This is a genomic window from Dinoroseobacter shibae DFL 12 = DSM 16493, assembly GCF_000018145.1.
GTDB lineage: Bacteria > Pseudomonadota > Alphaproteobacteria > Rhodobacterales > Rhodobacteraceae > Dinoroseobacter > Dinoroseobacter shibae.
Genome location: NC_009952.1, coordinates 1,005,007 through 1,026,068 on the forward strand (window position 1 = coordinate 1,005,007; position 21,062 = coordinate 1,026,068).

At 61.6% G+C, this 21,062-nt stretch carries 14 protein-coding genes and 2 tRNA genes; 5 read left to right on the plus strand and 11 right to left on the minus strand.

The genetic code is table 11. The features are described 5' to 3' along the window. Positions 1-69: 69 nt before the first annotated feature. Together DSHI_RS05035 and DSHI_RS21660 are read left to right on the plus strand one after the other, a co-directional pair. Positions 70-144 (plus strand) — tRNA-Phe (locus tag DSHI_RS05035). Positions 145-282: 138 nt separating this feature from the next. Continuing rightward, the gene (locus DSHI_RS21660; RefSeq protein WP_203426311.1) at positions 283-972 is read left to right on the plus strand and encodes a poly-gamma-glutamate hydrolase family protein; all 690 of its coding nucleotides are present in this window, start codon (positions 283-285) and stop codon (positions 970-972) included. Between the two features lie 30 nt (positions 973-1,002). Here DSHI_RS21660 and DSHI_RS05045 read toward each other — a convergent pair whose 3' ends face one another. The 9 genes from DSHI_RS05045 to DSHI_RS22240 form a co-directional block, all read right to left on the minus strand. Next, positions 1,003-1,368: a helix-turn-helix domain-containing protein gene (locus tag DSHI_RS05045; protein WP_050757878.1), complete on the minus strand. Its 366-nt coding sequence runs from the start codon at positions 1,366-1,368 to the stop codon at positions 1,003-1,005. Positions 1,369-1,373: 5 nt separating this feature from the next. Next, on the minus strand, positions 1,374-1,727 hold the full coding sequence (locus tag DSHI_RS05050) for a type II toxin-antitoxin system RelE/ParE family toxin (RefSeq protein WP_012177660.1): 354 nt from the start codon (positions 1,725-1,727) through the stop codon (positions 1,374-1,376). Between the two features lie 100 nt (positions 1,728-1,827). Further along, positions 1,828-1,992, minus strand: a complete 165-nt coding sequence (locus DSHI_RS22235; RefSeq protein ID WP_157865259.1) for a hypothetical protein — start codon at positions 1,990-1,992, stop codon at positions 1,828-1,830. 58 nt (positions 1,993-2,050) lie between these two features. Beyond that, positions 2,051-3,163: a tyrosine-type recombinase/integrase gene (locus tag DSHI_RS05055; protein ID WP_012177661.1), complete on the minus strand. Its 1,113-nt coding sequence runs from the start codon at positions 3,161-3,163 to the stop codon at positions 2,051-2,053. Positions 3,164-3,188: 25 nt separating this feature from the next. Beyond that, positions 3,189-3,428 carry a helix-turn-helix transcriptional regulator gene (locus DSHI_RS05060; RefSeq protein ID WP_012177662.1) on the minus strand — a complete coding sequence of 80 codons (240 nt, stop codon included), beginning with the start codon at positions 3,426-3,428 and terminating at the stop codon, positions 3,189-3,191. Between the two features lie 768 nt (positions 3,429-4,196). Then, positions 4,197-8,876, minus strand: a complete 4,680-nt coding sequence (locus DSHI_RS05065) for a DUF3320 domain-containing protein (protein ID WP_012177663.1) — start codon at positions 8,874-8,876, stop codon at positions 4,197-4,199. 212 nt (positions 8,877-9,088) lie between these two features. Continuing rightward, positions 9,089-12,556: a phospholipase D family protein gene (locus DSHI_RS05070; RefSeq protein WP_012177664.1), complete on the minus strand. Its 3,468-nt coding sequence runs from the start codon at positions 12,554-12,556 to the stop codon at positions 9,089-9,091. A gap of 57 nt (positions 12,557-12,613) precedes the next feature. Further along, entirely contained in the window at positions 12,614-15,355 is a 2,742-nt protein-coding gene (locus tag DSHI_RS05075; RefSeq protein WP_245533058.1) for a DUF3427 domain-containing protein, read from the minus strand. A 407-nt stretch (positions 15,356-15,762) separates the two neighbouring features. After that, positions 15,763-15,930: a hypothetical protein gene (locus DSHI_RS22240; protein WP_157865261.1), complete on the minus strand. Its 168-nt coding sequence runs from the start codon at positions 15,928-15,930 to the stop codon at positions 15,763-15,765. Positions 15,931-16,027: 97 nt separating this feature from the next. Here DSHI_RS22240 and DSHI_RS05080 point away from each other — a divergent pair, with 97 nt between their 5' ends. Further along, a complete protein-coding gene (locus tag DSHI_RS05080) occupies positions 16,028-16,396 on the plus strand; it encodes a hypothetical protein (protein ID WP_157865263.1) in 369 nt (122 codons plus the stop codon). A gap of 329 nt (positions 16,397-16,725) precedes the next feature. Here DSHI_RS05080 and DSHI_RS05085 read toward each other — a convergent pair. After that, a tRNA-Ser gene (locus DSHI_RS05085) sits at positions 16,726-16,815 on the minus strand. Between the two features lie 290 nt (positions 16,816-17,105). On the opposite strand from DSHI_RS05085, the gene DSHI_RS05090 reads away from it, so the two are divergent. Further along, positions 17,106-18,077, plus strand: coding sequence for a TAXI family TRAP transporter solute-binding subunit (locus tag DSHI_RS05090; RefSeq protein WP_012177666.1), 972 nt, complete (start codon positions 17,106-17,108; stop codon positions 18,075-18,077). A gap of 66 nt (positions 18,078-18,143) precedes the next feature. Then, positions 18,144-20,063: a TRAP transporter permease gene (locus tag DSHI_RS05095; protein ID WP_012177667.1), complete on the plus strand. Its 1,920-nt coding sequence runs from the start codon at positions 18,144-18,146 to the stop codon at positions 20,061-20,063. Here the strand turns inward: DSHI_RS05095 and DSHI_RS05100 are convergent. Next, positions 20,060-20,965 carry a LysR family transcriptional regulator gene (locus DSHI_RS05100; RefSeq protein WP_012177668.1) on the minus strand — a complete coding sequence of 302 codons (906 nt, stop codon included), beginning with the start codon at positions 20,963-20,965 and terminating at the stop codon, positions 20,060-20,062. The genes DSHI_RS05095 and DSHI_RS05100 overlap by 4 nt on opposite strands. Positions 20,966-21,062 lie beyond the last annotated feature (97 nt).

The following is a 21,062-nucleotide window of genomic DNA, read 5'->3' on the forward strand; positions in this document are numbered from 1 at the left end:
GCCCCCTCTGGACACTCCCCGATCCGGGGTCTAGAACCAGCGCACCCTGAGGCGGCCAAGCCTCCCCGTGCCCGGGTAGCTCAGGGGTAGAGCAGTGGATTGAAAATCCTCGTGTCGGTGGTTCGATTCCGCCCCCGGGCACCAAAGCACCTCTCAGTGTGTATGATATCAATGGGTTACGGGGCGAAATCGTCCCACCGTTTTCGCTGCGGGGCAAAAGTGGGACTTTTTTGTTCGTTGTTCGGTCCCGGCTGAGGTTTCGTTCAAGAGATGTATTGAGACTTGATCGGGACGGCAGGAAGTGTGCTGGGACGCGCCCAGACATTGTTGGCAGAGGATGCGAGGCATATGGTGCTCGCACAATCTGAGTCACGGGTGACAATGCCAGCAGATCGCTATTCGACCTTTTCGGAGCTTTTCCGTCACGAGACGGCAGGGAGCGATTATCGCATTGAAGCCCGTCATGTGACAAACTCAGCCGTGGTTATGGCGCCCCACGGCGGGCGGATCGAACCAGGGACTTCCGAGATTGCGCGAAGTGTGGCCCAAGATGACAAGTCCCTCTACCTATTTGAAGGCGTGAGAGCCAGATTGAGGCATCACGAGTTGCACGTGACTTCCCACCTCTACGATGAACCACTCGCTCTCGAAATTGCAGCTAGAACCGATCGTTTGGTCGCATTTCATGGCCGTGCTGATCGAGACGACCCCGAAACGGTTTGGATTGGTGGCCTCGACACAGACTTGAGTGGGTTGATCTTGGATCATGTCGTTCGAGCGGGTTTCGTCGGTAGGCTGCAACAGGGTGAGCTTGCCGGAACTCATCCAAATAACATCTGCAATCGTGCGCGAAGTGGCAGGGGTGTGCAGGTGGAGCTGCCGAGAGCGTTGAGAAACCGATTGATGAAAGAGCAGGAAAGCTTGGTTCAGTTCGCTAGTGCTGTGCGAAATGCTCTCGAAGACCTGATCTAGCCGCCTTGGCGGCCTGTACCGATCTCGTGCTTACGAAAGACTGGCGCGTTGCGCTCTCCCGCCCCTAGCTCGTCGCGGTTCTTCTGTCTCTCCCAACCCTTCCAGCGCCACCGGTGCCGTGCCTGGGAACTCAACCATCAGCTTGAGCTCCCCGCCCATCGCGCGGACGTAGCCTGTCAGTGTCGAGAGCAGGAGGTCGCTCTGGCGTTCGTACTTCGCGACGGTGGCCTGCTGGACGCCAAGGGTTTCCGCCAGTTGGACTTGGGTCAACTTCTTGGCCTTCCGCAGCTCCTGCAGCGTCAGGTACTCGGCATGCAGCCGATCCGCCTCGGCCTCGATCGCCGCGCGGCGGGCGGGGTCGAGGGTCGCCAGCTTGTCCTTCAGGCTCCGGGCCATCGTCATCATCCTTTCCGTCTCTCCAGGTGGCGGTCGAACCGATCGTCCGCCCGGGCGATGAGCGACTTGTAGAACCGCTTCTCGCTGCCACCCGACTTGTCCCCGCCGACGAGCAGGATCGCCTGCCGGTCGGGGTCGAATGCGAAGGCGATGCGCCAGACGCCATCGGCGGCGTTGCAGCGCAGTTCCTTCATGTTGGCATGCTTCGACCCGGTCAGGGTGTCCGCATGGGGTCGCCCGAGCATGGGGCCTTCCCGCTCGAGCAGCAACGCCCGGGCGAGGATCGCATCCTGCACCTCTTGTGGCAGGGCATCGAATTCCGGCTCGAATTCCTCGGCAAAGGATACGGTCCACGGCATCGGGTGAATACTACCTTGAAGCTATATAGCCTTGAAGAACTAATCTTGCAAGAACGGGCTGCGGGACGGTAGCGTTGCGTCCGCAGGAACGGGGCGAGGATCAGTCTGCCTCTTTGAGCAGTCCCTGTGCCTTTTCCGCTGCGCGAGCGAGGCCGCGAATCCGTGTGCCGGGGGCATCCGTTGCTCGCTGGAACTCGGCAAACGCCTCGGGCGAGAGCGTTGAGGCTTCGCCTTCGTCCAACTTCGGTTTCTCGGTCTTGGTCATGCCTGCCTCCATAGTGTTCTTCTTGGTCGTTTCAGTCTTTGCGTGGGGATTTGGTGTATCACGTTTCGCCACCCCGCGCTTCCTCCCTTCCCGGCCCGTCTCCACCCCGCGACAACAGCTTCATCCCGGACGCCGCCAGCACCCTCTGGCGCGCGGCGCGGGTGTAGCGCGAGGCTTCCTTCATGGTCGTCCAGCCGAAGATCGCCATCAATTGCCGCTCGGTCGCGCCGTTCTCGGCCGCCAGCGCCGCGCCCGCCTTGCGCAGCCCGTGGGCGGAGCAATGCTTCAACCCGGCCTCGTCGCATTGCTTGCGGAACCAGTTGCCAAAGCCGTTCGAGGTGAAGGGCTTGCCGAAGGCCGTGACGAGGAAGGCGAGGTTGCCGGTGGGCGTGGCGTCGAGCACCGCCTTCAACTCGGGCAGGACCGGGATGGATAGGGTGACGGGCTTGCGGTCACGGTTCTTGGCCTGGGTCAGGGTGATCCAGCCGTCCTTGATGTGCTGCGGCCCGAGCCGGACGATGTCCGAGCGCCGCTGCCCGGTGTAGAGCATGAGCGCGAGGGCCAGCCGTGGCTTGCTGCCGATCGGGTGATGCTCCTCGAACTGCCGGACCTCCTCCATCGTCCAAGAGTGGAAGCCGTCGCCCTTGGCCTTGAGGTAGGGCACGTCGCGGGCAGGGTTGCGCTGTGCCAGCTCGTATTCGACCGCGAAAGAATAGACCTGCCGCAGTGCCTTGACGAAGCCGTTGGCGGCCTCGGGACGGTCCGCCATTTCGTCACGCATGCGGCGGACATGGCGGGGCTCCATCAGCGCGTAGGGCTTGGATCCGCTCTTCTCGCAGATCCGGTCGAGGATGCCGCGCCGGACATACTTGGTGCGGCCGCTCAGGCGCTGGTACTCGGCCGAGACATAGTACTGCTCGCAGAGCCACTTGAAGCTGCCCTTCGATCCGCGCCGGTCGAGCGGTACGGTCGGCGCGCGCGGCGTCGCCCCCATCATCGCGGCGCGATACTCGGCCAAGAAGTCTTCTGTTCCCGGCTGGCTGCGCAGCCGCACCTTCAGGTGCCCGGGCCGCCGCAGGTAGATGCGCACGTTCCCGTGCCGGTCGGTGTCCTCGATGACGTGCTTCAGGCGGATGCTGCCCGAGCTGTCTCTCATCCTGAATGTGGGCATTTCACGCGCTGCCTTTCGTCAGCCGTCAGTCGTCCCAGGGATTGTGGTCGGAGTGATCCCCATCAGGGATCAGCTCGAACGCCCGGTCAAGTTTTTTCCGGTCCCAGACGGTGCGGGCATTGATCCGCTTGGGCGGCGGCATGCGCCGGTCGCGGACCAGGTGATCGAAGAGCGTGGGCGAGACCCCGATATAGGCCGCCGCCTCGGTCCGCGAGAGACCGCGGGGCGCGAGGGTGGGCGGTAGAATGGCGGGGCGCTTGGGCATGGCGATAGGTCTGGGTTTCGAACGCCCCAAGGATGCCGGAAAGCGAGAGAGGAGCGAAGCCGAGAACGGGCGGGGTAGGCCTGTAGCGGGGAATGACAGGCGGGCGGCGGGTTCCGGCTTTCAGGGCGGTGTACCGGGTGTGCTGGCATAGTCGCATTTTGTCGTGGGATCGGCGTCGTGCCGCGCGAAAAATAAATTTAGGTCAGTGGGTTGGCACTAGTGATGCCTCAAAGGACTTGTGATTGCGGCGGATAATCTCTCCGAACAACAGCAACTTGAGGTGTCCGTGCGGCACCTCTTTTATCTCGCGCTCCCATTGTTGAGCGCGAGATGCCACCTCCCGATGCTCGGAGTTCCTGCCTCTTCTACAGAGCAGCTGCCGAGAGCAGGTTTCCACACTGTGCATATTAGTGGTCTGAAAACACTTCAAAATTGCAGGAAACCTGCACGCGACCGATTTGCATGCACGCGAAAACGCCAATCACGTCAGTGACTTGCGGCACTCGTGGCAGGCGCTTTTATCTTGCCCTTTTCCCTTCGCGCTATAGCCCAACGCCCCTAATTGCGCCGATCGTTCGCCATTGCATGCTCTGGCGCGATATTTTTGACCACGACATTTCGTTCGCTCGGCTTGACGTCGAGCACCCTATTGCGCGTCTGCGAATGCACAACCGCTGCGTTCCATGGCCGCAAATGCTTCGCCCCCAAACTGCGCAGTCTCTGCTGCCAAGGCGTGAATGCGGACACAAATCCACCGGACGCATTCAGTCATTTTGGCAGGCCGTTTCGTATCGCTTCCGAAAGATCAGTGCCGACTCTCTGGAACCCGAATAGGCGAGCCACGGCCCGAACAAGGTCATCTTGCCCAACCTCACCGCTTTCCTTCAGTACCAGCTTTGCAGCGGCTGCGATCTCGCTCGGAGGCAGGTATTCGGCCTTAAGAACGGTCCCAGTTTCGCTGCTCCGATCACGGACGGGTGGTGTTTCTGCTTGCGCGGACGTCATCAGAAAGGCGCCATCCCGGCGCAGCTCAGTATCGCGTTGCAGAGCCAATCGAACAGCACGGGAGGCTGCATCGGCAATACGGTTCCCGGTGCGTGAGCGTCCGAAGGCGGCAGCGATCCGACGTGCGATCTCGTCGGCGTGTATCGGTCCCTCAATCGCTACGATGCGCGAAACAAGCTCCGAAAGCTGCTGTACCGGTGCCTCGTGCGGTTCGACCGACGAGCGGACCGAGAGCTCCGCCCGTACATAGGGCGGCGCAGTCAAAGCGAGATGCCCGATATCGATAGTCTCCGGCTGATGCTCTGAAACCTCCTCCGAAGCCGGTATGTTTGTGGCTCCTTGATTGGCTCCGCGCACTTGGACACCGTCATTGAGAGCTTCGCGTGCTTCAACAATAGCAGCCCTTAGTTTTTCGACTTCTCGTGAGCGATGGTGGAACCAGTCGGTGCTCCAAATGCGATGGAACCGCCAGCCGAGGTTTTCAAGTATGCCCTGTCTCAGCCGATCGCGTTCGCGCGCCCAGAGCGCTGCATGATAGGCAGCGCCGTCACATTCCACGGCCAGAAGATACTGACCGGGCTGGTCGGGATGTCGTACGCCGATGTCGATGCGAAAGCCCGCACTTCCAACCTGCGCGTCCGCCAAGAAACCCTCTGATCGGATCACCCGTGCGACATCTTCTTCGAACGGACTGTCGGCCTCGAGGCCGGTGACGGTGTGGGTTTCGATCTGTCCCGTCTTGGCAAAATCAAGGAACCGTTTGAGCAAACGCGGCCCTTCACGGCTGCTGCGTGACGGGTCGATATCGCCGGGATCGAATGACGCAAAGACCTCGCAGCGCACCCGCGAGCGAGAGAAAAGCACGTTCAGTCGTCGTTCTCCGCCTTCACCGTTGACCGGACCGAAGCTCATTGAAGGTAAGCGCCCGTTCGGCTCCTGAGGGCCGTATCCAACCGAGATCAGGATCACATCGCGTTCGTCGCCCTGAACGTTCTCGATATTTTTGACGAAGACGTCCTCAGACTTGCCCTCACGCAGGAACGCATCCAGCACCGGATCACGGCGGCGGGCGAGTTCGAGCACTTCTGTCAACATATTGGACTGGGCCTTGGAAAAGGCGACGACACCAAGAGAGAGCTCAGGCCAATTGCGGGCGTGATCGGCCATAGCGGCAACGACGGCCTCGGCCTCGATCCGGTTGGTTCCTTGTCGGCCCAAGCCGCTACCGCCGCGCGCATAAATGCCAGGGACGCGCCGAAATTTCAGGCCGTAGTCGGGGTCAAGCTGCAGCGGAGAGGGGGGAAGAACCAGCCGGTCTTCATAAAACTCCGCATTCGAAATCTGAATCAAAGACGGATCGCGTGATCTGTAGTGCCATTCGAGCATGCGTTGCCGCAGTCCACGGGCTTCGCAAAGCGAAAGGATGCTTTCCATATCGGCCGCTGTGGCGCCGACGACGGCTTCTTCTTCGTCGTCATTTTCCTCGACATCGTCGACCAAGCGGTCGAAGAACGACGTGGGCGGAAGCTGTTTCTGGTCTCCTACCACTACAATCTGGCGTGCCCGGGCAATGACTCCCAACGCATCTTCGGGTTTGATCTGCGAGGCTTCATCGATCACCAGAATATCGAACTCTGCGCTGCCCGGAGGCAAGAACTGCGCTACTGAAATCGGACTCATCAGCATGACCGGCTTGATGCGTTGAACCATCGGGCCGGCATTCCGCATCACCCAGCGGATTGGTTTGTGGCCGCGCTTGCGGGCGATTTCTCCACGGATGATGCCCATCTCGCCCATTGTGCCACGAGGCATCTGTTCGAAGTGCCGCGAGAGGATCAGGTTGCGTGCTGTGTCGATGCGCTCCTTCTCGAGGTCGGAGAACAGGGCTACGAGATCATGGCGATCAAGCTGCGGTAAGTCGTTGAGCTCAGGCCGGGCGCCCCTTGCGGCGTTCCAGCGGGCCTCTGCACACGCATAGGCAAATTCCTGCGCTGCGCGCTGCGGCGGAACGCGTTCGTCTGCAACGGCGTCTACAACCCCTTCAGCTCCGGCGTCGATCGCGGATGCAATGGCGCGGGCAAGCCCAACCCAATCTCCGTAGCAGGCTGTATCGCTCGCCATCTGCAAGAATGCTTCACGCATTTCCGACAACGATGCATTTTCCAAGTCGGTGCCCAAGTCGGCACGGACCACATCCAATTGTAGCCGCGTGATCGGAGCATCGATTCTCTGGCGGCAAGCGATGGATTTTGTTTTGATCTCTTTGGCCGCAGCTTCTGGGTCGGGCACTGCATCCAGGGAAGAAACAAGTTGGTCCGAAGAACCAATGTTGCCGGTTGCCCGTAGCCCGGCCAACCATTTCGAAGCGGAGGCGGCGACGGAAAAAGGGGTCCGCTCACCACGCCATGTTGGACCGAGCATCGCCTGGAGCCAGGCTTCCTCATCTGCCAGCGAGTGGCGCAGCGATTGAACCTTCATGATCTCATCGACGAGTGCCAGTCGCTCTGATGGCGACTTCGGCAAAGGTCCCGAAAGCAGACCAGCAAGTTCCGCCGATGCCCGTCGATATCCTCCGAAGAGACGAGAGAAGAACGAGGCTTGCCCCTTGGCCAATGCCGTTCGAATGCTTGTGACTTGGGCAGACCATGCAGCCTCGACGAAACGTGTTTCTGCAGACTGCTTCGCGTCGGCCCAAGATGCACCCACTGCAAGCGCTTCATCGAGGCGGGAGGAACTAACGTGCTCGAAGAGCGGAGCAATCCAGTCCTTGGCGCCCTGCGGAATACCGGCAAGCGCACTCAGCGCAGCGCCAAGAGCGTCAACCTCGCCCAATGAATTGGGCGCTGCCAAACCAGTAGCGTCAGCGAGGCGTTGGCCTTCGCTCAGGAGTATTTCGATTTCAGAAGCAGCGCCGGTGAGTTCGTCTTCAAGGCGCGCTAGGTCCGTCGGCTGTAAGTCAAGCGCACCGGTGCCTCGAAAGGGGTGCTGTTCAGGCGGGCCCGCGCGTTCCAGTGCCTCGGCATATTTGGACAGGGCAGCGCAGGCGGCGTCGCGCTTGCATTGGTCAAGCTCGTCAAGGCCCTCAAGCGGGATGCAAGGTGGCGGTGCGCCATTTCCAATGAACCCACAGATCTCGGCAATTGCGCGGAACGGTGTATCGCCGGAGGATGGCAGAGGATCATGGAGCAACGAAGTGATCCGGTTCAAATTGTCCCGTGTGCTGCGCAGTCGCGCGGGGTCAGGCGTGCCAGGCAATGCCTGGGCGCTCGCCATCAAAGTCCGTCCCAACTCCTGCGCAAGCGCCTTCTTGTTGGCTGTACGCGAGTGCAGTTCGAGGCAAATGTCGCGTAACCCTGCCCGCACAAGGCGATCGTGTACAACCGACAAAGCAGCCATCTTCTCAGCGACGAAGAGCACGGTCTTTCCGTCATGAGCAGCTGCCGCGATCAGGTTAGTAATCGTCTGGGATTTTCCGGTTCCAGGCGGTCCCTGTACCACAAGGCTTGCACCCCTCCTTACCTCCTCGATCACCTTGGTTTGTGAGGCATCAGCGTCGATGACCTGCACAATTTCCGCAGGGTCCAGGATATCGTCCAATCGATCGTCCGGCCCGAAAATGGGCGTCGGCGCTTCGAACCCTTCGGTCAACAGCCCACGCAACAAATCGTTTTCGGCAAAAGCTCCCTCGGGCCAGGTCGCGGTATCGAGATCGCGATGCATCAGAAGCTTGGCGAAGGAGAAGAAGCCGAGCTGCATTCCGTCCGCGTCCAGCGCCCATCCCGGCTGGCCGGAGATCGCGTCTCGAACCTGGGCAAAATAGTCAGAGGGTTTCCAGTCTTCGCCCTCCTCGATCTCCGGCAGTGAAATGCCGAAGTCGGTCCTGAGGCGTTGTTGCAGTGGCAAGTTAGTGGCGATGTCGTCGTCGCGGCACAGAATATCGTAGGTCGACGTCCGCTCGTTGCGGATCAGTTGCACAGGCAGCAAGATCAGAGGAGCTTCACGCAGCGTCTCGGAGGAGGGGCTTTCGCGCCATTGCAGGAAGCCCATGGCGAGGTAGAGGATGTTGAGGCCCTGCTCCTCCTCTGCTGTCTTGGCGTTCGTTGCCAGCCGAAGTAGTCTGCGTGCCTGTGCCTCCGGGCCAAGTGGAGTCTCTAGGAAGAGATCCGTTAAGCGGTCCGCACCCTCGGGGATCTCGGGCTCTGGCAGGGCCAGAAGCATGTCCTGCCCTTCGCTGGACTTATCCTTTCCCATGGCCTTGAAGCGCATCTTGCGCGATTGGCTGCGAAGAATGGCAAAGACGTCGTCGGCGCGTTCATTGATGATGTTGAGGCAATTTGCGCGTGTGTTTGCCCGGTTTACATGGACGAGGCGGTTACGAGTCCCGGTGTCCAGCAGCTTGCGGCGAGCCGCTTCGAGCACTTTCGAAATCGCTGGATCTGACAAATCACCTTCTCCGCCAAGTTTTTCATATAATTCAATAGGCTACGAGGGCGCAATATCTGTCAACCCAGTGACTTGCAGAAATGTGAGACACAAGACACCGCAATGGCAGAGCAAGCTGCTATCCCATTAAAGACCAAATCTCAGGCCCGCGATTTCAGTTCCTTCGCTGTTCGTCGCATGCTTGGTCAACGACATGCATCGTTCCTCGGTAGTCAACGGCCTAGTCTGCGGTCAGGCTCGACTTCAAAAATGACGGCAACCCGGCTCAGTACATCGATCGATTGCCCCTCTGACAATGCCGTGCACCGAGCCAAGAGCTCCTTCATCCTTTCACTTACAGCCGAGCGGACATCGTCTGGCTGTTCTTGGAAAGCTCGGCAGATCGCGTCGATCCCGAGGTAGTCGGGTATTTCGCCGCCAGACGCACTCCTTTGGCTAACCGTCTCCTTCGCCTCGATCCAGAAAACATCGAGTTCGTGTGCCCAGGCTTCTGCCAGCTTTTCCAGCGTCGGCAGAGTTAAGGAACCGAAGAGCCCTTGACCAGCATCACCTGTGTCGTGGCCTGACAGAAAATTAGCGAGAGAGGAAAGAAGTGAAACCGTTCGAGCTGGCCGAACATCCCAGTGGGTCAGATGCGCAAGGGTGCTGCCGAGACGGCTGAACGTAGCGGATATCGCGTTCAGTTCTGGGCGGTGGCTTTGCATGCCTCGGCGGCGCGTTTCGGCATAGGCGGCGGATAGGAGCCTAGCCGCTTCAACCTGGTCGCCAATGATCTCTGCGCGCCCATCGACATCTCGAACGGCAATCAAGCGAGGCGGTAGGACAGTAGGATCTTGGGGGCTGCCTGTGCGACCGCCCAAGAGGAGGACGGTGTTTGGTTCAACTGAGGACAGAAGGCAGAGTTCGGCTCCCCAGAGACCGCGAGGTTTTGCGTTCCAGACCCGGCCCAGAACGTCAGCTGGCAATACACGCCGAAGAGCTTCCAACTGGTCGAAGTAGTTGTTGGAACGGAGGATGCGCGGTTTCTTGACCTGTTCGAGAACAAGATCGGTCAGATCACCGGCAGAAAACTCAACCAGCTCTGATGGTACGTCTGCGGCGCCAACACCTGACAGGAGAGCGATGCTGGCGACACGAGCGCGCGCCTTGTGATCCGATGACAGAACCAGCCCGGGCAGGTCGAAGGTGTAGTAGTGGATGCGGGAATTGGGACTGTCGATCCGGTCGATCCGGCCCAACCCCTGAATGAGGCTCTTGACGTCGGACGTGACGCCAATGATCCCAAGTGCAGAGGCGATTTGGAGGTTGATCCCTTCCGCCATCTGGAATGTGAGGAACATGGCCCGTGGCTTTAGCGGGTCGACATGTTTCCCATCGATGCCGAAATACTCCTGCGCATCTGCTCCCGATCGGATGTGATGCAGCTTCTTACCGGTCTTGATCCGTGCACCAGGTGCGACCACGAAGACTTCGGGTCCTCTTCCGCGATGCCCAGCAAGAAGCCTGGCATAGACCTCGAGCACGCCGACCCGCTCAGCAAGAAAGATGGCATGGCCATGCTTTCGAAGGATGTCTCGCATGACGCCGGCCCGGGATTCATCAATGCTGTCGAGGTTGGGATGATTCAGAAGCCTACTGATCCGGTCGCAAATCGGAGTTTCGCTGTCCTCAGTTTCGGCATCGACTTCCTCGGGCAGCGCTCCATCCGGAACGGCAATCCCGCGGGCATTCTGTTTCTCGGCGCGTCTTAGGTTTTCTCCAATTGATGCTCGCCCGCGCTGATCGGCTTCACTGTCGCGCTCGCGGGCCCATTCTTCGCGTGCAAAGGTTATCGACGCGCGCAGCAAAGCGAGGAAGTTCCGGATGTGAATACGCGATTTGTCGTGAAGTTTGATTTCTGTGTGGGCAGCGCGTTGGGGATCAGCAGACACAAGGGTGACCCCAGTCGTAATGCACTCCGCCAATGCCTTGATCCGCTCAATGATTTGGCGCTGCTGATCACTCAGCGCCGTATCCTCTCGGTGGCTTCGGATCGTTGGGTAAACGAAAGCGCCGGACTTTCGATCCGCACTCTCCCCAATGCAATCCCGTTGGCGCCGCACGACGTATGGCGCCAGGGCGTCGGCCAATCCTTCCTGAAGCGCACTGATTTGCAGCCCGCCGGTCTCTAGCTGGCGTTCGACTTTGTTGACTTCGACCTGTAGTGCTTTCGCGCTGTCGAACAGGTCGTCCTGCACGCTTTGATCTTCGATCCGGCGGTTCATCTGGTCGAAGTGTCGCACGAGCTCTACCCGCTTTCGAACCTTGGCCATGTGTTGGTTGATCTGCTCCGTGATGGGCGGAGGCACATAGATCGAGGCGCGCTTCTCATGGAATGCAAGCAAGCCGTCCAGGCCTTGGTTTCCCATTAGCGTGGCCGACAAACAGGCGGTCCAGATCGCCGGACTGCGCTCGAAGACAAGCGAACGTGCAGAAGGTGCAAGGTATCGCGAGCTCAGTCGGTGGCTTTCATCGACGATCATTGATGCAGACGAACGGACCGCCCGGTTGATCTCGTCCAATTCCGCAGTCTCCTCCTTACCTCGCCGCGACAGGTGACTGTGCTTGATCGGTTTGAAGTTCGCAGGCGCGTTCGTTGTCCAGTTCTTCAGAACGCTGGCAGGTATCAGAGCGAGCGAGCCAAGCCGTTGTTGATCGGCGCGCTCTCCCCAGGAAAAGACCGTCTGCCCATGGCTGACCGGTAGAACTGTTGCCAGGTGTTTCCCAATGTCGGTTTTCCCGGCACCAGTTGGCGCTTCGACAAAGGCAAAGCCGTGTTCATAGACCGTCCCTGCAGCCTCATAGATAAGATCCGCCTGGAAGGGTTGAGGCGGACGTCCGGTGCTGGTTTCGCCCGCGACACGCCAGGGGGTGAAGGTCGCGGCTTCGTGAACCGTTCTGGCCACTGCTTCTTCGGGTGAAACTATGCGGATGAGCGCTCGCAGGATTTCCAGCGCTGTCTCAGTCCAATCGCGCCCCATGTCCCAATACTGCTCAGCGGCCGCGCAACGCGCAGTCGCAAGTTCGGGCCAGGCATCGGCGTCGTCCATGAATTCCAGATTGCGGCGCAAACCGTTGATCGAGAAATTGGCACTTCCCGAAAGTGCCTTGTCCCCACCTACAAAAAGCTTCGCGTGAAGCATTGGTGGACGGCGCCCTAGTTTTTCTTCTGCCAGATCGGGATCGAAAATGCGGAACTTGATGATTCCGCGCTCGATTGCATCCATTGCAAGAACTGCCCGCAGATCGGCCAAATCAACAACCGAAAAGCCCCTTGCACCAAGGAAGTGTTGGCGCGCTTCTTCGGCTACTGACCGGCCGCTGCCACCCAATACCTGTCGTGTTTCGGAGTTGGAGCCAAAGACGATGCGGATGCTGCCTTCTGGGCGTTCGCCAAGGTTTTCAATTGTTTCGAGCAAAATGGTGAGTGACGACAGGAAGTCCTGATAACCTGTCACAATCAAACAACTTGGTTGCTGTAGAACGGACTTGACCAAGCCGCTGACCGAACGCGTTGCGTTATCGCCCCAGGCCTCGTGGCGAGATTGAGGAGGTCCCTCCTTCGTGCGCACGTCACGGTCAGTCTCGCTGGCCCGCGAGAAAAAGCGTGAAATCAGTCCTTGCCGCTCCCTGGTTCCCATGTGCTGTTGTCTTCCTATGCCCCCAGGGGCAACGTCAAACTGAATTCTTTTAAGCTATCAGTCTTGATTTGGAATTCCGAGCTCCGCCCAAAGCTCGCGCGGTGCTGGTGAAGCCAATTCCCATTGTACTTCAATTGGCTTCTCACCCTGCCATCCGGCGAACCTGGGTTGCCCGCAGTAGATGAATGGGTTGACCTTGCCGTTCACCTTGTTCCCGCGGCGGATGAACATGTGGACCTCGTGGCCTTCCTCACCGCTGATGACCCGGCCATGCTTGCTGTCCTGGCGCGTCTGGTTCTGGCTGAACCATTTCAGCCGTGACGGGCTGAGAAACGCGTTCTCGTAGGTCAGGTCCTGGGTCGACACATTTGCCAGAAGGATCATTATCTTCCGGTCGGGCAGCGCCTTCATACCGGTGCGCCAGACGTTTTGCTTGTACTCTTCGCCAAAGAACTCGGCGATGTCCGGCACGTAGTAGCGCTGCCAAAGCTCCAGAGCCTGTGGCTTGCCGACAAAGGTCGCGGACGCCTCGGCGGCCTCGCGGACGATTGGCGTTTCCGCCAAGCGCCATTCGACCAACTCGCGCACAAGCGGTTCCAGCTCTCCGGAAGCGTCAGGTCGCGCCAGCCGAAAGCCGTCGCTGCTTTGGGCCAGGTGCGGGTTGAAGGCCAGCTCTGACGCGCCATCGCTCGGTTGCCGCCCGGCTACAACGTCGCGCAAGCCGGTCAAGGCGGATCGGGACAAACCCCTGGGCCGTTCCAATTCACCCAAGAGACGACCGTGAGTTGCGAAAGGACGTTCGGGCAAGGCGTCGCCCATGTCCCGGACGAAGTCGAACCAGCCGCCATGGCCCGATGTGCGGGGATCGAAGCCGTTGCGGAAGACTTCGACAGCCGTGGGGCGGATGCCGGTCCGGTCCCGGAAGTCGACAAAGAAGGCTTCGAGCTCCGCCGCGCCTTCCTTCGGGCGGAGGAGATTGCGCAAGATGTCGATGACCTGCAGCTCATAGGTGATCTCGCAGCCCTTGGGCATCTGGAATTCACCGGCCTGGAGCGCGTCCAGTTTGGTCGAGATCGAGCGATCCCCTGCGCCGGCCCGCAGAAGGGTCGCGACTTTAGTCAGGAAGCTGCGGTGGTTGCCGATATAGTCGATCACCTGCAGCACCTTGCCTTCGACGCGGCGCAGGCCGCGGCCGAGTTGCTGCAGCCAGATAATCGCGCTTTCGGTCGGGCGTAGCATCAGGACGGTGCCGATCTCGGGCACGTCCACGCCTTCGTTGAACATGTCGACCGCGAAGAGGATGTCGATCTCGCCGCGACCGAGCGCTGCCAGGGAACTTGCCCGCGGCGCGGAGCTTTGGCCCGAATGGACCGCGATTGCGTTCAACCCGGCGGTGCGAAAGTACTCGGCCATGTAGTCGGCGTGGCGCACGGAACAGCAAAAGCCGATCGCGGGGCCGCTTGCACGTTTGCGGTATTGGTCCAGCGCGTTAAGCGCTCGCGCCTCGGTGGCTAGAGCTGCGTCTAGTGCGGTCGGATCGAACTGGCCGGAGCGCCAGGGGATCTGTGCGTAATCCACGTCATCCGGCACACCGAAGTAGTGGAAGGGCGACAGGTGCCCAGCGTCGATCCCGCGAAACAGGTCGCATTCGTAGACGAGGTTTTCGCTGCAAAGGCCAAGCAAGTCGGCGCCATCCGTCCGGTCTGGCGTTGCGGTGAGGCCCAACAGGAAGCCGGGCGTGAAATGCTCGATCAGCTTCTGATAGGTGCGGGCGGCGGCATGGTGGAATTCATCGACCACGATGTAGTCGAAATGATCCCGGTCGAATTGGCGCAGGTGACCGATCCGGCCCAGCGTCTGGACCGAGGCGAAGAGGATTTCCGCGTCCGCTTCTTTCTCGGCACCCGTGTAGCGGCCGAGCTTGGCGTCTGGGCGGACCTTGCGAAAGGCCGCCATCGCTTGGGTCAGAATTTCGTCGCGATGGGCGACGAAAAGGATGCGGCCCGCCATCGCACGGATCGTGTCAAAGGCGGCCAGCCAGGTCTTGCCCAGCCCGGTGGCCAGCACGACAAGCCCGGCGCGGTGGCCCTTTGATCGGCTTTGTGCAAGCGCCGCCAGCGCCTCCTGCTGGATCGTGTGCGGCTCTGGCGGCGGGCCTTCTTCGGCGACGACGCGGGCGGTGAACTCGGGCATCGGCCGCGCCCTGCGGCGTTTCGCGTAGGCATCGACCCATGCGGCCGTCAAAGGTTTAACCTCAGGTCGCGCCAGCAGGTCCTTGAAGGCCGCTCCGACGCTGTCTGCTGCATCCTCGGAATGCAGGTTCCATTCCACGCCATCGGTCAGCGCCGATTGAGACAGGTTCGAGCTGCCGACAATCGCCGCCCCGCGCGCATCGGCGGCACGGAACAGCCAGGCCTTCGGGTGAAAGCTGAGGCCTCCCGTTTCGAACACGAAGAGCTCGGCGCCTTCCAGGTCCAGCAGGCGCGCCAACGCCGTCGGGTCGGTCGTGTCGAGATAGTCGCCCACCACGATTCTGAGCCGTCCACCACGCGCTAGCAGCTCCCGGAACCAGGGCTCAAGCAAGGCCACGCCGCTGTCCATTGCGAAAGCAATCGCAAGGTCGACTGATTGCGCCGTGTCCAGCCGTTCGGCGAGCAACGGCAGGAGCGGATCGCGACCGCCGGTTGTCAGGCGAGCGCCACTGGCTTCCCGCAGGTGGAAATGATCGTGATCGGATGAGGCGATGAAACCGGCTGTGCCTCGGCCAAGTGCCGCACCCACCTCGGTCAACATGGCCATCTGTTCCGGTCCGGTCAGGTCATCCCACGCCGGCACATGCCGAGGGGCGGGGATCAATCCGGCCTTACGGTGCATGCAGATCGGGCAGGTGAGGCGCGGGTCAGTCACACTCGTCCAGATTGACCTTCTCTACTGAGACCATTGGTAAGGATCGCCGCTGGCATGTCCAGGTGCTGGGGCGATGCGGCGCCGGCTTGATTTGATATTTCCGGCCTCAATCCCCTTCGGAAAAGTGGGACACAAATCCGAAAAAATCCAATAAACATGGTGAAAGGAAAAAGTCCCACCGGATCGTAACTTATTATAATAAAAACAATATTTTATGCCGCTCCCGGGCACCATTAAATTCAGAGACTTAGACACTCAAACGTTAGGTGCGCTCAAGTGCACGTGTAATTCGTGTGTAATCAGGCCGAACTATTAGGCTTAAGCCTGCGGATGTTGTCTTCGTCGGTGCCACTGACCCGCTCTTCTAGCCGATCCATCGCCGCTTCGATGCGCGAGCCGTTTTGATGCGCGTAGCGCGCAACCATGGACAAAGTCTTGTGACCGGAAATTCGCTGGACTGTGGTCAAGTCGAGCTAACCTCCATGCCTATAAAATAGCGCCGGCCATGCTTATCGTTAACCCCACACGTGCGAAAAAGTTGGGCGCGACCGGATGGAGGCGGCGATGGGCGAGATTTACGGGTTGTACTCCACCCGCGAAGGGCTTGTTCGCTACGTCGGCCAGACCGAGTACTCAGCCCGTAAACGCCTCGATCTCATCATCACTAAGGCGTTGGACCGCGAACCCAGTGCGCTGTACGACTGGGTTCGAGATGCTTGGCGCACCGAGCATGAGGTCCGTGCATACGTCTTGCAGGATGAGGTGATCCCAGCGGACCTCGAGATGTTCGAGGCGTACTGGATCGAGCAGTTCAGTGAGCTTCTTAACGTCAAACCACCCGCCGATCCCGCACGGTCAACCACAGACATTGGCCAGCGCATCTACGAAACGATCCATGCGCAACTCAGAGGCCAAGCCGCGGCAAGTTACTGAGCATTGGCTGGGGGTTTGCGTGAAGTACGGAGTTCCAAGCGGTGCCGTGTTCTCCGCGCTGTTGCTGCGTTCAATTCCGGTCGCATCAACCACTCGCCACCGGCATCAAAGTGTTTAGGCGGGCGCTCGAAAAGACGATTAATTTTCAGACACTTACAAGCTCAGCACTAAACTGGCGCAGTCGTGAGGTTCAGAGAATTTCGGGCCGGAGAGAACGATTTCGGGCGTTTCCGCGTGAGGGCGGTGTTCAGCCCAAACGCTACAACCCTCTAAAACAAAAAGAAAATCCGGGTGCACCAACCGGCGGAGAAACGTTTCGCTAGGGCAAGTGGCGGAGACGATGGGATTCGAACCCACGAGACGGTTTCCCGCCTACTCCCTTAGCAGGGGAGCGCCTTCGACCACTCGGCCACGTCTCCGCCGACGGGTATAGCGGGGGATGCGACGGGGGCACAAGGCACAAATGCAGGTATTTTCCCACGGTCCTCGCGCTCGGCGTTGGGGGTGCCCTGACGACCAAAAGGGCAGGGGTGGGGGCTGTCGGCGCGGCGTGCCTGTCTTTGCCGCGCGCTGCCGGGCCGTGCACAAGTCCTGAAATCCGCACAGGGCGGGTCCATTCCAAGGCCGATGGTGCTTGCGCTTGCAAACGTATGCATTAATCTTGCCGCAGTCGCGCCCGCAGAGGCGCTCAAACGGGAGGACCACACCGATGAATGCCATGAAGTTCTGGATCGCGGGCGCCGTTTCGGCCGCCGCCTTCGCCATGCCCGCCGCCGCGCAGGAGCGGCTGGCATTCGGCGCCACCAATGCGCAATCCTCGCATTATGCCTATTTCGCGGCGCTGGCGAAGATCGTGAACAACGCCTATCCGGACAAGTACCAGGCCAGCGTCGTCGAGACCGGAGCAACGGTCGACAACCTCAAGCGGATGGACCGGGGCCAGCTCGATATCGGCCTGATCACCACCTCGGCGCTCTATCATGCGAATGAGGGGATCAAGACCTTCGCCGACGGCGCCATCGAGTCGCGCCTGCTCTGGGCCTACAGCCTCGCGCCGCAGAACGTCATCGTGCGCCGCGATGCAGGCATCGACAGTATCGCGGATCTCAAGGGCGTCCGTTTCGGCCCCGGCCAGCGTGGCAGCTCCACCGAAGCCACCTCGCAGGAAGTGCTGGCACTCTTCGGGGTGGAGCCGGACTGGGTCCGCGGCTCCAATGGCGAGCTGGCCGCCGCGATCAAGGACAACCGCGCCGTCGGCTTCATCAAGTCCGCCGTGGGCACCAAGTTCGACGCCCTGACCACCGACATCGCCACCTTCACCCCGGTGCAGGTCCTGCCGGTTCCCGAGGACAAGATCGCCATGATCCGCGAGGAACTGCCCGAGCTGTCCATCGTCGACATGCCCGGCGGCGAGATGGAAAACACCGGCGCCTACCAGACCTGGGGCTTCATGATCGGCGTGTCCGCCCGGCCCGACATGGACGAGCAGACCGCCTATGACCTGGTCAAGGCCGTGATGGAGGACGACACCGAGCAGGCCACCGCCTTCCCGCCGGTCGCCGGGATCGACCTGGCCGAGCAGACCCTCGCTTATGCCACCTCGCCCCTGCACCCCGGTGCCATCCGGTACTTCGAAGAAGCCGGCTACGAGGTGCCCGACCGCCTGCGCCCCGGCAGCTGATCTGCGGACCATCAGAAAACCGCGGCGGGCTGACCGGCCCGCCGCGACCGCTTTGGGAGGAGCGTCATGACCAGCCAGGATATCGACCCCGCACAAGTGGGCAGTGCCGAGGGCGTGCCCACCACCCTGAGGGAACGCGCCGCCGCGGGTCTGTCCCTGCTCATCGGGATTTTCGTCTTCTACACCTCCTTTTTCGGCGCGTTCGAGACACTGATCCAGCGCGCGGGCTTCGTGGCGATGATCGTCACCATGGCGGTGCTGCTCTATCCCACCGCGGGCAAGACGCGGCTGCGGCCCCTAGGCATCGTGCTCGATCTGGCGATGGTGGGCTGGGTCGCGGTCTCCGCGGTCTATGTGATCGCGAATTTCGAGCGGATCATGGTCGAGCTGCCCTTCGCCGAGCCGATCGATGCCTGGCTCGGCTTCGGCACCCTGCTGGTGATCCTGGAGCTTGCCCGCCGCACCGCGAGCGTGGTGTTTCCGATCATCGTGGGCGGCATGGTGGCCTATGCGTTTTTCGGCGATGCGATCCCCGGCTCCTTCGGGCATCGCGGCTTCGGCATCTACTATATCACCGAGGTGATGTTCCTGTCCGACCGGGGCCTGTGGGGGATGCTGGTCTCCATCGCCTCGACGACGCTCGCGGCCTTTATCCTGTTCGGCGCGCTCTTGCTGCACACCGGGGCCGGGCAGACCTTCTTCGACCTCTCGGCCCGCGCAGGCGGGGCGAGCCCCGGCGGGGCGGCCAAGATCGCCACCATCGCCAGCGGGCTTTTCGGGTCGATCTCCGGCTCGTCGGTGGCCAATATCGCCACCACCGGCAACTTCACCATCCCGCTGATGAAGCGCCTGCGCTACCCCGCGCCCTTTGCCGGCGGGGTGGAGGCCGTGGCCTCCACTGGCGGGCAGCTGGCCCCGCCGATCATGGGCACCGCCGCCTTCGTGATGGCCGAGCTTGTCGGCGTGAACTACTGGACCATCGTGGCCGTCGCCTTCCTGCCGGCGCTGCTGTTCTATATCGGCGTCTTCACCACCGTGCACCTGGTGGCCAAGCGTACCGGGCTGGGGCAGGTGGATGCCGCCGACCTGCCGGACTGGCGCGCGGCGCTGGACTGGCGGCGTCTGGCGCCCATCCTCGCCGGGATTGCCGGGCTGGCCTGGGGCATCTGGAACGGCAATTCGATCCAGCTGACCGCGTGCTACGGCATGATCGGGATCATGGTCGCCTACACCGTGGCCACCCTGACCGGCGGCGGCACTTGGGCCGAGGTCATCGCCACCCTGATCCGCGCCTTCCGCGATGGCGGCAAGGGCGTGGTGATCGTCGGCATCCTGCTGGTGGCGGCACAGGTCTTCGTGGCCATGGTCAACCTCACCGGCGTCGGTGTCGCCATCACGTCCCAGATCCTCGCCTTCGCCGGGGACAGCATCTGGCTGATCGCGGTGATCATGGCGGGTGTGTGCCTGATCGCGGGGATGGGCCTGCCGACCTCGGCGGCCTACGTGCTGGTGGCGGCGGTCTTCGCGCCGGTGCTGATCCAGCAGGGGCTCGACCCGGTCATGGTGCATCTCTTCGTGCTCTACTATGCCGCGCTCAGCGTCATCACGCCCCCGGTCTGCGTGGCGGTCTTCGTGGCCAGTACCATCGCGCAAGCCCCGTGGCTTGCGGTGGCCCGCGACACCCTGCGACTGGGCGGGACGGCCTATGCCCTGCCGATGTTGTTCATCGCCTATCCCGGGCTGCTGCTGGCGGGTGGCCCGGCCGAGATCGCGCTGGCCATCGTCTCGGGCACGGTCTTCGTGATGGCGGTGGCAGCGCTCTTTGCCGCGCAACCGGTGTCGCGCCTCGCACTGGTCTCGCCGCTCTTCTGGATCGCGGTGGCGGGGCTCGCCCTGCTCCATGGCTGGCTGCCCTCGCTGGCCGCGCTGGGCCTGTTGATCCTCGGCTTCCGGCTGCCGGAGGCGCCGCGCCGCGCGGCCGCCTAGCGCAGCGCCGGGTCCGCCTCGGGCAGGGGCCGCGCGGCCAGCAGATCGGCGAGCAGAGGGTTCGGAAAGCGCCGGGGCCGCGTGACCGCGAAAAACGTCTCGCGCAGGGCGGGCAGGGGGGCCAGCTCCACCAGCTCGCCGCTCTGCAACTCGTCGCGCACCACGATCGGCGGCAGCACCGCAAGGCCCAGATCCTCCCGCGCGAGCAGGCGCAGGAGCGCCATGTCGTCCACCTCCGCCGCGATGCGGATCGGGAAGTCATAGCCCGCGGTCAGCGCGTCGAACCCCGCCCGGATCAGGCTCGACTGCAGGGGCAGGATCACCGGATGGGCCCGCAGATGCGCCTCGACCGAGGCTTCCCCCGCCTGCGCCCGGGCCGGAGTGCCGATCAGGCTGACCTGCTGCGCGCCCAGCTCCTGCGCGCGGTAGGGCGTGCCCGCATCCTGCAACGGCGGCTGGTTGGTCAGCAGAACGTCGTGGTTCAGCGCATCGAGCCCGCGCAGCAGCTCCTCCACCGTGCCGGACCGCAGCACCACCTCCACATCCTCGCGCCCCAAGAGGGGGCGTAGAAACGCGATCTGGAAGTTCCGCGACAGGGTCGATTGCGCCCCCACGCGCAGCACCTGCCGCCGCGCGCCGGTCTCCCGCAGGGTCGCCACCAGGTCGTCGCCCGCCGCGAAGATGGTGTCCGCGTGATCCAGCGCGATCTGCCCCGCCTCCGTCAGCAGCAGCGCGCGGCCCCGCCGCTCGAACAGGGCAAAGCCCAGCCGATCTTCCAGCTTGCGGATCTGCACCGACAGCGCCGATTGCGACAGGTTCAGCCGCGCGGCCGTGCGCGTGAGGTTCCCGTCATGGGCCACGGCCCAGAAATACCGCAGGTGGTTGTAGTTCAGATCTGCCATTCGTTCACTTTAGTAGAACGAAATCATACGAACAATGAATTTTATTTCCGCATCTCCCCCGCCTATTTCAACCCAAAGTTCTTCAGCGAGGTTTAAT